Origin of the sequence: Trichococcus alkaliphilus (genome assembly GCF_003008695.1) — a bacterium.
GTDB classification, from domain to species: Bacteria; Bacillota; Bacilli; order Lactobacillales; family Aerococcaceae; genus Trichococcus; species Trichococcus alkaliphilus.
In genome coordinates, this window is sequence record NZ_PXZT01000002.1 from 25,861 (window position 1) to 40,067 (window position 14,207).

The following is a 14,207-nucleotide window of genomic DNA, read 5'->3' on the forward strand; positions in this document are numbered from 1 at the left end:
CTCCATTCCTTCAGCAATAGTAATCTTCCGATACCAATTGAGAACCATTCTCATTAAGTCATAGCTTAAGGCATAGACGCCTTCAGGTCAAGATAATTCGTGCATTTTTACTTATTTTTTTATACCGGAAATGAATGGATGGGTCCTGTCCCCAAGGGTACGAAAAAAATAAAAAGGCACGGAAGAGGTCAACTCCTCCCGTGCTTGTGAAATGTTGTTTCTTTTCAGCGACGATGTTTGTCATAATTGTTGCGGCTGACACTCGATACTTCCAAAACGGCTTTGATCACAACAGCGACCACTGCACCCAGAACGGCTCCAAGCGGCCCGAACAACAGTATGCAGACGACCGTCGCCAGAAAAGTGTACAGCGGACGGATACCGATTTCCTTACCTGTGATGAACGGTTCGGCAATCTGACGGACGACCACCAAAATGACATACAGCAGTCCGATTTGCCAAGCCAATGTTGTGTTCCCCAGCAGCAGATGGATCACCGCCCAAGGGATCATCACCATCCCGCTCCCCAGAATTGGAATCAAATCGAAAACCGCGATACCCAGTGCCTTCAGGAACCAAAAATCGACGCCGAAGTACAGGAACCCGATACACAACAGGACAAAACTGATGGAAGCCAATTTGACGGCTGATTTGAGGTACCCCTTCAAGCCTTTTCCGGTGGCGTTGATGATTTCCTTGATATAATAGCTGATCGTATCCAATGCGACCCCTCGCTTTCTCTTAATAAATTCAGTATACACGCCTGAGCACTAGCCATGCATCGGCCATTGGTCGGATTCTTTCCCATTGCGGGCGACGCGCTTGACGGCTGATGCCATCAGGAATGTTCTATGCTAAAATGATATAGGAAACAGACACTGATTACACGTGAAAACACTTGGGAAATGGAGCAGAAAATGGAATCCAATCATCTTCAGAAATTTTATAATAAAACCCCAGCCGAAAGGATCACTGCCTTGCGGGCGGCCGGCATCCTGGATGAGGAAGCGACAGCCAAGCTTCAGGAAGGATTGAAGTTGCCGCAGGAAATCGCCGACAACATGATCGAGAACCAATTGAGCACGTACGAGTTGCCCTACGGTGTCGCCTTGAACTTTTTGATTGACGGTAAAGACTATGTCGTCCCGATGGCCATCGAAGAGCCTTCCGTCATCGCTGCGGCCAGCGCGGGCGCCAAAATCATCGCCATGGCGGGCGGATTCCATACGACGATCCAGAAACGGATCATGATCGGCCAAGTCGCCTTGAAAAATGTCCCTGACAGCGTAGCTGCTGAACAACTGATCGACTCACATCAGGAAGAGATCCTGCATGTTGCCAATGCTGCCCACCCTTCCATCGTGAAGCGTGGCGGCGGAGCCCGTCGCATCAGCGTTAGGTGTTTGGCCGCCATCCCAGATGAAGGGATTCCCGCATTCCTTGTCGTCCATCTCCATGTCGAGACGTTAGAGGCGATGGGGGCCAACATCATCAATACGATGATGGAAGGCGTCATCCCTTACCTAGAGAGTTTGACCGGGGGCGAAGCTTTGATGGGCATCCTGACCAATTACGCGACCGACTGCTTGGCGACCGCCGAGTGCCGGATACCGGCTGCACTTCTGGCCAAAGGCGTGTTCTCCGGTGAAGAAGTGCGTAACCGGCTGATTGAGGCTTATCAGTTCGCTTACGTCGATCCTTATCGCGCCGTCACCAACAACAAAGGCATCATGAACGGCATCGATGCCATCGTGCTGGCCTCCGGTAACGATTGGCGCGCCATTTCCGCCGGGGCACACGCTTATGCCTCCCGCAGCGGACAGTACCGTTCGCTGACAACCTGGAAAAAAGCGGAAAACGGGGATCTGCTCGGAAGTCTGACTTTGCCATTGCCGATCGGAGCTGTTGGCGGATCGATCAACTTCCACCCTGCCGCTAAAATGACGAAAGAAATTCTTGGTTACCGTTCGGCATCCGAACTGGAGTCCATCATCGTTTCGGTCGGGCTGGCACAAAATTTCTCCGCCATCAAAGCGCTAGTGACGGAAGGCATCCAAAAAGGACATATGGGCCTGCATTCGCGTTCACTGGCGATCAGTGCGGGTGCGGTCGGGAACGAAATCGAACAGCTCTCGGAGCTGCTTAAAGGCGAAAAAAATATGAATCTCGCGGCGGCGCAGGTGCTTTTGGCGCAAATCCGCGGTGCGGATGCAGTTGATTGAGACGTAACACGATCGGCGGAGAAGCCAGCCCCCGGAACCATCCAAAATAAAAAGCAAAAAACAGCACTCCGTTCACCAATTATCTGGCTGACGGCGTGCTGTTTTTTCATCGCATTCATTATCTGGTTTTGTTCAGATAGATGCGCTTGTTATCTTCCATTCCTTCGATACAGATAGTCGCAGGATCTGCGTCCACATCTAGTTCGATGCTTGATCCATCGACCGGCAGAACGTGGGAAAAGATCTCCTCATATTCTTTGACGGTCACTTCTTTGCGTCCGGCAAACATCTTTCCATGCTCAGCGGCAGCCAAAGCTTCTTTGAAACCGTCCTGCAGCGTGGCCGCGAAGAACTCGCCGACTGCTCCGGATCCATAACTGAAGAGACCGATTTTGTCGCCCGCCTTCAGGTCGTCGGAAAGCTCCAGCAAGGAAAGCAGGCTCAGATACAGGGAACCCGTGTAGATATTGCCGACGATTTTGTTGTAGATTGTGCTGGTTCGGTAATGTGCCGTCAGACGTTCGCGGTCCGCTTCGGAACCTTCGTCCAGCACTTCGAGCAGAGCCTTCATCCCCATCTTCGTGTAAGGCAGATGGAAACAGATCGCTTCGAAATCAGCCAACGTGGCGCCGTACTTCGCTTTGAATTCTTCCCAAGTGTTCAGGAAGAACGAGATATACTGCTCATTTGAATATTTACCGTCGACAAAAGCCATTTCCGAGTAGATGGGTCTCCAAAAATCCATCACATCGGCGGTCAGATAGCTGCTCTCATTCTCCAGCGCGAGGATGCGCGGTTCTGCGCTGATGATCATAGCTACTGCACCAGCCCCTTGCGTAACCTCACCGGCCGTGCCGATTCCATAACGGGAAATATCCGAACCGAGCACCAATACCCGGCTTTCCGGGTTCAAAGCGACATGCCCTTTCGCCAACTGGATACCTGCAGTCGCTCCGTAGCACGCTTGTTTCAGTTCGATGCAACGGGCATGCTCCTGAATGCCAAGCAGATCGTGTACGTAGACGGCACCTGATTTCGAATTGTCGATCCCGGATTCCGTTCCGAAAATGACCAAATCGATTTTTTCCAAATCCTCTTTATCGATGATCCGTAAAGCGGCATTCGCCGCGAGCGTAACAGCGTCCTGAGTTATGGGCGCGACAGCCATCTTTTCTTGCCCGATGCCGATCGTATACTTAGCCGGATCCACTCCCCTGGCGTCCGCCAATTTTTCCATATCCACAAAGAAGTGTGGCGCATAAAAGCCAATCTTATCTATCCCAATCTTCACGACAACTACCCCTTACTGTTCATATATAACATATTTGATGCCTCTCCTCCCAAATGATAGACCAGACCGCTCAAAAAAACAACCTCAGGCATCCAAATTAAAGATATCTTACAAAATCCATATCCAAAAATTGTATATGATTTGAAATTCTTTACCAATTCTTATATCATTATGAGCGCTTAGTCACGTAAAATAGAAAGTATCAAAGGTCGATGAAAATAATTCTACCCAAAATAATACAAAAAAGGAGACATTTAATGGAAGAAGTCGTAATTGTCAGTGCTGCAAGAACCCCCATCGGTTCATTCGGAGGCAGCCTCAAAAATTGTACCGCAGTCGATCTGGGGAAAACAGCTACAGAAGCTGCGTTGAATCGTGCCGGCCTTTCCCCTGAAGAAGTGGATTCCGTCATTTTCGGGAACGTCCTGCAGGCAGGCATAGGCCAGAATACGGCGCGGCAAATTGCAGTCGCTGCCGGAATCCCCTATGAAAAAACAGCCATGACGATCAATGAAGTCTGCGGCTCCGGTTTGAAAGCGATCATCCTGGCGAGCCAAGCCATCCGTCTGGGTGATGTCAAAACGGTAGTTGTCGGAGGCACCGAAAGCATGTCCCAGGCCCCTTATCTGTTGCCGAATCAACGCTGGGGCAGCAAACTCGGCGACATCAGCGCCATCGACAGCCTTGTGCACGACGGCCTGACGGACGCATTCGATCAGCAGCACATGGGAATCACGGCCGAAACAGTGGCGGAAAGATTCCAAGTGAGCCGCGAAGACCAGGATGCTTTCGCGTTGCATTCGCAACAGAAGGCTGCAACCGCGCAAGAAGCGGGTTACTTTAATGAAGAAATCGCGCCTGTCATCCTCACGGACCGCAAGAACCAGCTGACGGTCGTGGCCGATGATGAATATATCCGCAAAGATGTCACCATGGAGAGCTTGGGCAAATTAAGACCTGCCTTCCAAAAGAACGGCACGGTGACTGCCGGGAACGCATCCGGGATCAACGACGGCGCGGCCGCCTTGGTGCTGATGCCGAAATCGGAAGCCGAAGCGAAAGGCATCCCTTATCTGGCCACAATCAAAGGCTATGCCGAAACCGGAATCGACCCTGCCATCATGGGCTATGCGCCTTACTACGCCATCAAGCAAGTATTGGACAAGACCGGGCTGCATGCAGAGGACATCGACCTGTTCGAATTGAATGAAGCGTTCGCCTCCCAGAGTATAGCCGTAGTAAGGGATTTAGGCTTGCCAGAGGACAAAGTCAACATCAGCGGCGGCGCCATCGCCTTGGGACATCCCATCGGCGCTTCCGGATCACGGATTTTGGTGACCCTGCTGCATGCACTGGAACGGACCGATACGAAGCTCGGTCTCGCCTCCCTTTGCATCGGTGGCGGAATGGGCATCGCTATGATCGTTGAGCGTCCTTGACCTATTTTTGACCACACCCGCTCACTCCCCCGTCATTTGCTCGTACGGGGGAGTTTTTTCATAAAAAAGTGCATAAGAACAGCGCGCATTTCGATATGTTATTGAGTTTTCAACGAAAATGTGGCATACTCTTTATGAGAAATTTTTAATTTAAAAATGAGAATAATGTAGAGGAGACTGAATCCGTGACGACCTATCATAGCACACGAAATGCAGAAAAAACACTGACGGCTTCACAAGCAATATTACAAGGGATAGCGCCAGACGGCGGATTGTACGTACCCGATCACATTCCGGCTTTGGACATCGCATTGGATCGCCTAGCCGACATGACTTACCAAGAATTAGCCTACGAAGTAATGAAAAACTTTTTTGACGACTTCACTGAAGAGGAATTGAAACATTGCGTCAACGCAGCTTACGACGACAAATTTGACGACTCCAGCATCGTCCCATTGGTGAAAGCCGGCGGAAACCACTACCTGGAATTGTTCCATGGCCCGACCATCGCTTTCAAGGACATGGCTCTTTCCATCTTGCCTTACTTAATGACGAATTCAGCCAAGAAAAACGGCAGCACGAAAGAAATCGTGATCCTGACGGCAACTTCCGGCGATACCGGAAAAGCGGCCTTGGTCGGATTCGCGGATGTGCCGAACACACGCATCATCGTCTTCTATCCTAAGAACGGCGTCAGCGCCATTCAGGAAAAACAAATGGTGACGCAAAAAGGCGACAATACTTCTGTTGTAGCAATCGATGGAAACTTCGATGACGCACAGACAAACGTAAAAAATATGTTCGGAAATGCAGACTTGGCTGCACGTTTGGATGAAGCAGGATTCCAATTTTCTTCAGCCAACTCCATCAACATCGGACGCTTGATCCCGCAAGTGGTCTATTACGTCTATGCTTACGGCCAAATGGTGAAACAAGGCGCCATCGCTGCCGGCGAGCCGATGAACGTCGTAGTCCCTACCGGAAACTTCGGGAACATCTTGGCTGCCTACTTCGCGAAACAAATGGGCTTGCCGATCCAAAAACTGATCATCGCTTCTAACGAAAACAAAGTCCTGGTCGATTTCTTCGACACCGGCGCTTATGACCGCAACCGCGACTTCATTTTAACGACATCCCCATCCATGGATATCCTGGTTTCCAGCAACTTGGAACGCCTGTTGTTCCTGTTGGCCAATGAGAGCGCGGCAGCTGTCCAAACTTTCATGGACCAATTGAAGGAAATCGGTCGCTACGAAGTGACGGAAGAAATGAAGGAAAAAGCAAAAGATTTCTATGCCGACTACGCGACTGAAGAAGAAGTCAGCGCTCAGATTGCTGCGCTTTATCATGCTGAAGGCTATGTCATCGACCCGCACACAGCGGTGGCGGCGCATGTTGCCAACACTTATGTAGCTGAAAACGATGATCACACCCCGATCATCATCGCTTCGACTGCCAGCCCTTACAAATTCCCGCAAGCAGTCCTGAATGCCATCGACCCTGAGTTTTCGGATGATTCCATGGAAGAAATGTTGGATCGCCTAAGAGAATTGAGCGGCGTCGCTTTCCCAGCCGCAATCGAAGAACTATTGCATGCGGAAGTTCGCCACAACACCGTTGTCCCTTCCGACGAAATGCAGAAGAGCGTCGAGTCCATCCTGGGCTTGAACTGATTTTCAAATGTTTAACTGCCTAGCCGGCGGTCCGGAATGTTTCCGGGCTGCCGGCTTTTTTGCGCTTTTGTTCATTTTTCATTCTGTCCTCCGGCGAGAATAGTCTTCTCCGGAGCTGAGAATGCAGAGATATGCTCTCCTCCGGCCAGCTTCTCCTCACCGGAAGTAGCGGCTGTATTTCACTCGGAACTCCTGCCAACAGCTCCTGGCCGGAGTTGCCGGTAATATTCCTTTCGTTTCTACATTCAGGCACACACATCATCAAGAAATCCGCGCTGTTTTTTGGTAAAATGGAATCAGAAAGAAACAGAATCGAGGCGCCACATGAATATATTGATCGACGGGGATGCTTGTCCCGTAAAAGACATCATCATCGAAGAAGCCATCAAACGCGAAATACCGGTCACAATCGTCACCAGCTTTTCCCACTTTTCAAATGCGCCCCAACCACTCGGAGTGAAGACGGTCTACGTCGATTCCGGTGCGGACGCAGCCGACTTCAAAATCATCCAGCTCGCAAAAAGAGGCGATCTGCTGGTCACGCAGGACTACGGCTTGGCTTCACTCGCTTTGCCGAAGGGACTCACCGTCCTCCATCACAAAGGCTTTGTCTACGACAACAGCAATATGGAGCGGTTGCTTGAGGAACGCTACATGAGTGCCATGGTCCGCAAAAGCGGCAACCGTACAAAAGGCCCGAAGCCATTCACGGATGCTGATCGGCATAAATTCAGGAAACTGCTTATTTCCAAATTGCAAGAAACCTAACAGACTAAATAGACCTAAGAAAGAGGTGCATTGCTATGCGCAATGAGATCATTATCGAAGATGTGAAACATGTCGTCGCAGAAAAGCTGAGGAACGAAGCTACGGGGCATGATTGGTGGCATACGTTGCGGGTCTACAACACGTCCATGGACATTGCCGAAGCGGAAGGAAACGGCGATCGGCTCATCATCGGCTTGGCGGCTCTTCTCCACGATGTAGCCGACCATAAATTCGGCTATACCGACGACGACCGCGAAGACATGATCACCGACATCCTCAGGCCGTTCGAGCTGAGCGACTCCGTCATCGAACAGGTCATCTACATCGTGAACAACCTTTCCTTCAAGCAAGGAAAAAACAAGCATGTGCTGGAAACGCTCGAAGGCCGGATCGTGCAGGATGCCGACCGCCTGGATGCGATCGGCGCAATCGGCATCGCGCGCGCATTTGCGTATGGCGGGCACAAAGACCGGCCGCTTTATGATCCCGAGCACACTGGGGATACGGACAGCGATACGATCGGCCATTTCCACGAAAAACTGCTCCTGCTGAAGGATGGCATGCACACGGAAGCAGGCAAACAAAAGGCGATCGCCCGCCACACTCGGATGGAACAGTTCCTGAAGGACTTCCATTCCGAGTGGGAAGGCCACTGAGAAAATGCGAAAAGACTGGTTCGAATCGGGATGTTTTATCCCAACCGAACCAGTCTTTTTATTCTCCAAAAATCACAAAGCCATTTCGTAGATTTTTCTGCTGATGTCCAGTGTCTGGTCAGCGCGTTCCGAAAGGCGATCACGCTTGTGGACTTCCAGTTGCTCAACCATATAGTCGATATCCGTTTCTTCGATGCCGATTTCACTGAATCGGGTCGGCATCTCCAACGAACGGAAGAATTCTTCGGTTTTTTGGATGCCAAAATCGATCCGCGCCTCATCGTCACCTTCCGTCGCGCCCCATACGCGCTCTGCATACTGGAGCAACTTATCCCATTTTTCCTTTTTGCGTACCTTCATAGTGGCAGGCAGAATGACCGAAAGCGTACGGGCATGATCGGTCCCGTTCAAGGCAGTGATTTCATAGCCCAAGGCATGGCTGGACCAATCGCCGGGCACCCCTGAAGCCGTGAATCCGTTGAAGCCGTTCGTCACTGTCCACATGAAGTTTGCGCGCGTATTGTAATCTATTTCTTCATCCGCCAGGACTTCCTGGCCGATTTCGATGAAAGTATGCAGAATGCCTTCAGACCAGCGATCCTGCAGTTTTGCGCCGACAGGATAGGTCAAATAGTTCTCCATGACATGGACAAAGGAATCGGATAGGCCGTTCGCCAATTGCCTTTTCGGCAACGTGTAAGTCAACTCGGGTTCCAGAATCGAAAAAGTCGGAAAGAGATTCTCATTTTTGATGCTCACCTTCGCCTGCAATTCCTCGAAGCTGACTACGGTGATCGGGTTCATTTCCGAAGATGTCGCCGGAATCGTCAACACTGTCCCGAAAGGCATGGCCTTTTCGACCGGCAGCCCTTTGCCGACTCCGCTTGCGAAGATATCAATCGGATCGCCTTCAAACAGGCTGGCTGCGGCGATGAATTTCGTGCCGTCGATGACCGAGCCGCCACCCACCGCAATCAGGAAGGTGTAACCTTCCGTTTTGATTTTCTCGACTGCGTCCATCAGATATTCAAAGACCGGGTTCGCCGGAATTCCACCGAACTCCCCCCATTTCCTGTCGGCCAGAGCCTCCACGACACGGTCGAAGGTGCCTGAGCGTTTGGCACTGCCGCCTCCGTAAGTGATCAGCACTTTTGCATCTTTCGGCACAAACTTATCGATTTTTTTGACCTGATCCCTTCCGAATGCGATCCGGACAGGGTTATAAAATTCAAAATCCATGATTTCAGCTGACGGTGACATAAAATTCCCCCATTGGTTTCAGATAGTTATGCTAACTTTGTGCACAAGGCGTCGATCGCATTTTCAAAGATGGCAAGGCCGGCCTCCAACTGTCCATCCGTCATGACCAACGGAGCCAGGAAACGGACCACATTCCCGTAAGTGCCAGCATTTTCGATGATCAGGCCGTTCTGTACACAATGCTGGATCAGAGCGTTCACCAATTCCGGAGCGGGTTCCTTCGTCAGACGGTCTTTGATGAATTCGACCCCGATCATGCCGCCCAAACCGCGCACATCACCGATTTCTTGGTATTGCTGTTGCCATTCCTCAACGCGGGCAGTGTAGGCTGCACCCAACTCCAATGAACGGTCGCAGAGGTTTTCGTCTTCGATGACTTGGATCGTCGCAAGCGCCGCAGCACAGGACACCGAATTGCCTCCGAAGGTGCCCCCGATCAGGCCGCCGCCAATCCCTTTGACGATTTCGTCACGCGCAACGATGGCGCTGAGAGGGAAGCCGCCTGCGATTGATTTTGCTGTACACAGGATATCCGGCGCACAGCCGGCTTCTTCATAGTAGGAAGATGCGAACAGTTTGCCCGTGCGCCCGAATCCGGTCTGCACTTCATCAGTCATCATCATGATGCCATTTTCATCACAGATTTGGCGAACCGCTTTAACCCATTCGATCGGAGCCGGGATGAAGCCGCCCTCTCCCTGCACCGGTTCGAACACGATGGCCGCAACTTGGCTGGCCGGCGTCAACTCGTCAAAAGCGCGTTTGATGCGGTCGATGTAGTAAGCCACTGCCTCTTCATCAGTGTAATAGGCCGGTTTGCGGTAAAGATTCGGATAATCCACCCGGAATATCCCATCCGGGAACGGCCCTAAGCCGACTGAATTGGCCTTTTTCGCTGTCATGTGCGTCGTCAGCAACGTACGCCCATGGAATGCGCCAGAGAATACAATGACATTCGGACGTTTCGTGTAGGCTCTCGCCACCTTTACGCCATTCTCGATTGCTTCTGCACCGCTGTTCGCAAAGAAAGTCCGCTTCTTTAAGCCCTTCACCGGCACGATATCATTCATTTTTTCAGCCAAAGCGATATACTTTTCGCTCGTAAGGATATTGATCATCGCATGAAAATAATCATTTTCCTGCTGCTTGACCGCTTCCACCACTTTCGGGTGGCGGTGGCCAATATTCAAAACACCTACGCCTCCGACCCAATCCAAAAAGCGGTTGCCGTCCACGTCCTCGATGATGGCGCCCTCTGCCTTCGCAATCGCAACCGGGTAGACGCATGTCAATGAAGGAGGGATTGCTTCAGATCTCCGTGCCAGGATGGCTGCGGCCTTTTCCCCCGGCAATGCCGCAGTGATGATTTCCGGCAATTGATATCTCAATTCTGTTTCTGTTAGTGATGTTGTTCCTGTCATAACGCTCGCTCCCCTTTTCATGCATACTTGTCATATCTTTTGTAACTTCGATGGTTTGATTATATAGATTTATCAAGCAAACAAAAAACATTTCGTGACACCGGATAGGACATTTTCTGTTATGCGATGTCAGCTTCGTTCACATCGCTTTGGGAACAAGGTTGCAATAACAGCAAATATCTTTGATGCATACAGCATTCCAAGCAAAAAAACCTCCCGTTATCTTTACGGAAGGTTTCCTGACATGGAACTCTATTTATTTTTCGTTTTCATTTCATTTAAAGAATATTGCCCAGTAAACGGATGCGGAAATGTAAGGATTTCCGTTCCAAAACGGACTCATGCATTTGCATCCCGCTCAACAAAATGACCAAAACTGAAACGGACTGCATTTTTTTGGTCGCCGAATTGGATGCCTTCCTTCACCACCACTTTTTCTTCCAACAATTCCTGAAGCAATTCATCCATCTCAGCATCGGTTTTATTGGCGAAGTGGCAATAAAGATGATAGCCGCCTTTTGCCGGTTCAAAACTGATTTCCGATCCATATTTGTTTCTGAGCCAAGTCTGCAATTTGTCGGCGCGCTCTTTCAAAGCCGATACGATGATCGGGAGATGGTCCGTGATTTCGCTGGCCAAATAATGATCGGCGAGCAGTTGCGGCAAGAAACTCAATCCGGAGTCGATCTGATCCCGAATGTCGGCCAATTCCCGGATAATGGCGGCTGGACCAACCATCCAGCCGATCCGGATATGCTGACCGGCAAATTTGGATAAGGAACCGAGATACAGCACTTGTTGGCGTTTATCCAAGCTTTTCAACGGACGGTTATCGACCGTTTCATCAAAGACAAAGCTGCCGTATGCATCATCCTCCACAATCGGGATGCGCTTCAGCAAACAATAATCAAGGATTGCCTGTTTCCGCTCCGGACTCATGACGGTACCTGTCGGATTCTGGAAAATCGGATTCAGAAAAATCATCTTCAGAGGATACTGCAGGGAAGCTTCCTGGAGCCCGTTGACGGTCATTCCCTCGTCATCCATCGGAATCGGAATAATCCGCAACCCGGCAGCCTGAAAAAGCCGCAAAGAATAGAAATAAGAGGGAGCCTCGATGCCGATCGCATCGCCCGGCTTCAGCAGACCTTGCGTTATCAAAAACAATGATTGCTGGGTTCCCGAAGTGATGAAAATTTCCTCGAGCGGGACAGTCATTCCGTACGCTGTCTGCAGGTGATTTTGGACACTTTCCCTCGTCGCTTTGATCCCGCGGTTCTCCTTGATAAAGGTGGCTTCCCCGTGCAACATTTCCCCAAGCGAAATATCCGGGATCTTCAGTTCCGGCAAGAGGTCCTTCGGCAGATCCCCGTTCCCCAAATCCAGGATTTCACGCGATCGGTGCTGGGCCAACAGCTTTTTCACGTTCCTTTGATAAGGGGTATCCACGGAAAGATTATCCGGCGTCAAGGAAGTCCGCCAATTGATGGTGGGCCTTGTCTGCATCCCCCATTTATTCGGATTCACGAACGTCCCGCTGCCCCTTTTGCGGATAAGGATGCCCTGCGTCGTCAGCTCTTCCAATGCCCGGATGACGGTCGACCGGTTGACCTGCAGTTCCTCCGCCAGCTTGCGTTCCGCCGGCAAGGCTCGGCCGGGGACCAAATCGCCGGCTTTTATCTTTTCTTCGATCAGCTGCATAAGCTGTTGATAGAGCGGCATGCCCCTATCCTGGTCCAGTCTCCACTCCACCATTCCATCACTCTCCTTGGTTTTCAAACATTATACACCAAATTGGTTGGTTCGGAAACAGTCCAATTGGATGTAGGTGTTTCAAGGTAATTGGATTATGATTTAACCATTCTTTAATCATTTTATCATTTAAAACTAGGAGGATTATTTATGACAACAAAAATCATCGGTTCAGAAAAAGTAAAACGCGGGATGGCCCAAATGCAAAAAGGCGGTGTCATCATGGATGTCGTGAACGCGGAGCAGGCAAGGATCGCTGAAGCGGCTGGTGCCGTTGCGGTCATGGCTTTGGAGCGCGTTCCCTCGGATATCCGCGCAGCCGGCGGGGTCGCGCGGATGGCAGACCCTACAATCGTCGAGGCAGTGATGAACGCGGTCAGCATCCCCGTCATGGCGAAAGCCCGCATCGGCCACATAACCGAAGCGCGCATCCTTGAAGCGATGGGCGTCGACTACATCGACGAGAGCGAAGTGCTGACCCCTGCCGATGAGGAATTCCACCTTTTGAAATCGGACTATACCGTTCCTTTCGTCTGCGGCTGCCGTGACCTGGGTGAAGCGCTGCGCCGCATCGGTGAAGGTGCTTCGATGCTGCGCACAAAAGGCGAACCGGGCACGGGGAATATCGTGGAAGCCGTCCGCCATATGCGCAAAGTCAACGGCCAAATCCGCCAGTTGATCACGAAATCGGACGATGAACTGATGACATTCGCAAAGGAAATCGGAGCCCCTTACGAATTGGTCAAAGAAATCAAAATGCTAGGAAAATTGCCTGTCGTGAACTTTGCTGCCGGTGGTGTCGCAACACCTGCTGATGCAGCACTGATGATGAGCCTGGGTGCGGATGGCGTCTTCGTCGGATCCGGCATCTTCAAAGCCGAGAACCCCGAAAAATTCGCCCGTGCCATCGTCCGTGCAACAACGAATTACGAGGACTACGCCTTGTTGGCCGAACTGTCCAAAGGCTTGGGCGAACCGATGAAAGGGATCGACATCAGCACGCTCCACGCCTCAGAACGCATGCAGGAAAGAGGCTGGTAAGTATGACGAAAAAAATCGGTGTATTGGCTCTGCAAGGTGCAGTCACAGAACACCTGCAGGCCCTGACTAAATTGGGCGTTACCGCGACTGCCGTGAAACTGCCTTTTGATCTGGATGGTCTGGACGGACTGATCATCCCAGGAGGCGAATCGACTGCCATCGGTCGTTTGATCCGCGAACAACATCTGGAGGAACCGTTGCGGACATTTTTCGCAGCCGGCAACGCGATTTTCGGTACCTGCGCCGGACTGATCCTCTGCAGCACCGACAGCAGTCATGCCCCTGAAGAATTGCGGCTAGGCTTCATCGACATCGCAGTCGAACGGAACGGCTTCGGGCGCCAAGTCGACAGTTTCGAAGCCCTGCTGCCTTTTGAAGGCATCGCCGAACCGGTGGAAGCCGTCTTCATCCGCGCCCCTTATATCCGCTCCGTAGGCATCGGCGTGCGGATCCTGGCGAGCATCAACGGAAAAATCGTGGCGGCCGAAAACGACCAGATTTTGGTCACAGCTTTCCATCCTGAATTGACGGATGATCTGTCGGTGTTCGAGTACTTTTTGAAGAAAGTCGAATAAGTTGCAGTTATCGGACATGTGCGGCTCTTGATGACCTATCGCAGACTCGTGCTTGTCCGATATCTTTCCGGTATCGGACATCCACAACCATCTCAGGCTCCTGCTTGTC

12 protein-coding genes are annotated in these 14,207 nt (G+C 51.2%); 7 read left to right on the top strand and 5 right to left on the bottom strand.

Translation table 11 applies throughout. The features are described 5' to 3' along the window. Window positions 1-224 precede the first annotated feature (224 nt). Window positions 225-722: an AI-2E family transporter gene (locus tag C7R73_RS01730; protein ID WP_239992550.1), complete on the bottom strand. Its 498-nt coding sequence runs from the start codon at window positions 720-722 to the stop codon at window positions 225-227. A 159-nt stretch (window positions 723-881) separates the two neighbouring features. On the opposite strand from C7R73_RS01730, the gene C7R73_RS01735 reads away from it, so the two are divergent. Beyond that, window positions 882-2,222 (top strand): hydroxymethylglutaryl-CoA reductase, degradative, encoded by a 1,341-nt coding sequence (locus C7R73_RS01735; protein ID WP_275658085.1) that lies wholly within the window; start codon window positions 882-884, stop codon window positions 2,220-2,222. 118 nt (window positions 2,223-2,340) lie between these two features. Here the strand turns inward: C7R73_RS01735 and C7R73_RS01740 are convergent, their stop codons facing one another. After that, window positions 2,341-3,513 carry a hydroxymethylglutaryl-CoA synthase gene (locus C7R73_RS01740; protein ID WP_106448851.1) on the bottom strand — a complete coding sequence of 391 codons (1,173 nt, stop codon included), beginning with the start codon at window positions 3,511-3,513 and terminating at the stop codon, window positions 2,341-2,343. A gap of 257 nt (window positions 3,514-3,770) precedes the next feature. Here C7R73_RS01740 and C7R73_RS01745 point away from each other — a divergent pair, with 257 nt between their 5' ends. From C7R73_RS01745 to C7R73_RS01760, 4 genes are all read left to right on the top strand, one after another. After that, window positions 3,771-4,952, top strand: a complete 1,182-nt coding sequence (locus tag C7R73_RS01745; RefSeq protein WP_106448852.1) for an acetyl-CoA C-acetyltransferase — start codon at window positions 3,771-3,773, stop codon at window positions 4,950-4,952. A 185-nt stretch (window positions 4,953-5,137) separates the two neighbouring features. Then, window positions 5,138-6,625 carry a threonine synthase gene (thrC, locus tag C7R73_RS01750; RefSeq protein ID WP_106448853.1) on the top strand — a complete coding sequence of 496 codons (1,488 nt, stop codon included), beginning with the start codon at window positions 5,138-5,140 and terminating at the stop codon, window positions 6,623-6,625. Between the two features lie 324 nt (window positions 6,626-6,949). Beyond that, on the top strand, window positions 6,950-7,393 hold the full coding sequence (locus C7R73_RS01755) for a YaiI/YqxD family protein (RefSeq protein ID WP_106448854.1): 444 nt from the start codon (window positions 6,950-6,952) through the stop codon (window positions 7,391-7,393). A gap of 35 nt (window positions 7,394-7,428) precedes the next feature. Next, window positions 7,429-8,049 carry an HD domain-containing protein gene (locus C7R73_RS01760; RefSeq protein ID WP_106448855.1) on the top strand — a complete coding sequence of 207 codons (621 nt, stop codon included), beginning with the start codon at window positions 7,429-7,431 and terminating at the stop codon, window positions 8,047-8,049. A 72-nt stretch (window positions 8,050-8,121) separates the two neighbouring features. Here the strand turns inward: C7R73_RS01760 and C7R73_RS01765 are convergent, their stop codons facing one another. The 3 genes from C7R73_RS01765 to C7R73_RS01775 form a co-directional block, all read right to left on the bottom strand. Beyond that, complete coding sequence (locus C7R73_RS01765) at window positions 8,122-9,309, bottom strand: iron-containing alcohol dehydrogenase (protein ID WP_106448856.1); 1,188 nt, start codon at window positions 9,307-9,309, stop codon at window positions 8,122-8,124. Between the two features lie 26 nt (window positions 9,310-9,335). Then, window positions 9,336-10,730 (bottom strand): aspartate aminotransferase family protein, encoded by a 1,395-nt coding sequence (locus tag C7R73_RS01770; RefSeq protein WP_106448857.1) that lies wholly within the window; start codon window positions 10,728-10,730, stop codon window positions 9,336-9,338. Window positions 10,731-11,069: 339 nt separating this feature from the next. Continuing rightward, the gene (locus C7R73_RS01775) at window positions 11,070-12,485 is read right to left on the bottom strand and encodes an aminotransferase-like domain-containing protein (RefSeq protein ID WP_106448858.1); all 1,416 of its coding nucleotides are present in this window, start codon (window positions 12,483-12,485) and stop codon (window positions 11,070-11,072) included. A gap of 147 nt (window positions 12,486-12,632) precedes the next feature. Here C7R73_RS01775 and pdxS point away from each other — a divergent pair, with 147 nt between their 5' ends. Both pdxS and pdxT read left to right on the top strand, forming a co-directional pair. Continuing rightward, window positions 12,633-13,523, top strand: coding sequence for a pyridoxal 5'-phosphate synthase lyase subunit PdxS (gene pdxS, locus C7R73_RS01780; protein ID WP_106448859.1), 891 nt, complete (start codon window positions 12,633-12,635; stop codon window positions 13,521-13,523). Window positions 13,524-13,525: 2 nt separating this feature from the next. Further along, complete coding sequence (gene pdxT / locus C7R73_RS01785; RefSeq protein WP_106448860.1) at window positions 13,526-14,098, top strand: pyridoxal 5'-phosphate synthase glutaminase subunit PdxT; 573 nt, start codon at window positions 13,526-13,528, stop codon at window positions 14,096-14,098. Window positions 14,099-14,207: the final 109 nt, after the last annotated feature.

What these genes read in the sequence shown, in the direction of transcription:
- pdxS (WP_106448859.1), top strand. Translation starts at nt 12,633, where the DNA reads ATGACAACAAAAATCATCGGTTCAGAAAAAGTAAAACGCGGGATGGCC.
- pdxT (WP_106448860.1), top strand. Translation starts at nt 13,526, where the DNA reads ATGACGAAAAAAATCGGTGTATTGGCTCTGCAAGGTGCAGTCACAGAA.
- C7R73_RS01765 (WP_106448856.1), bottom strand. Translation starts at nt 9,309, where the DNA reads ATGTCACCGTCAGCTGAAATCATGGATTTTGAATTTTATAACCCTGTC.
- C7R73_RS01770 (WP_106448857.1), bottom strand. Translation starts at nt 10,730, where the DNA reads ATGACAGGAACAACATCACTAACAGAAACAGAATTGAGATATCAATTG.
- C7R73_RS01745 (WP_106448852.1), top strand. Translation starts at nt 3,771, where the DNA reads ATGGAAGAAGTCGTAATTGTCAGTGCTGCAAGAACCCCCATCGGTTCA.
- C7R73_RS01760 (WP_106448855.1), top strand. Translation starts at nt 7,429, where the DNA reads ATGCGCAATGAGATCATTATCGAAGATGTGAAACATGTCGTCGCAGAA.
- C7R73_RS01755 (WP_106448854.1), top strand. Translation starts at nt 6,950, where the DNA reads ATGAATATATTGATCGACGGGGATGCTTGTCCCGTAAAAGACATCATC.
- C7R73_RS01775 (WP_106448858.1), bottom strand. Translation starts at nt 12,485, where the DNA reads ATGGTGGAGTGGAGACTGGACCAGGATAGGGGCATGCCGCTCTATCAA.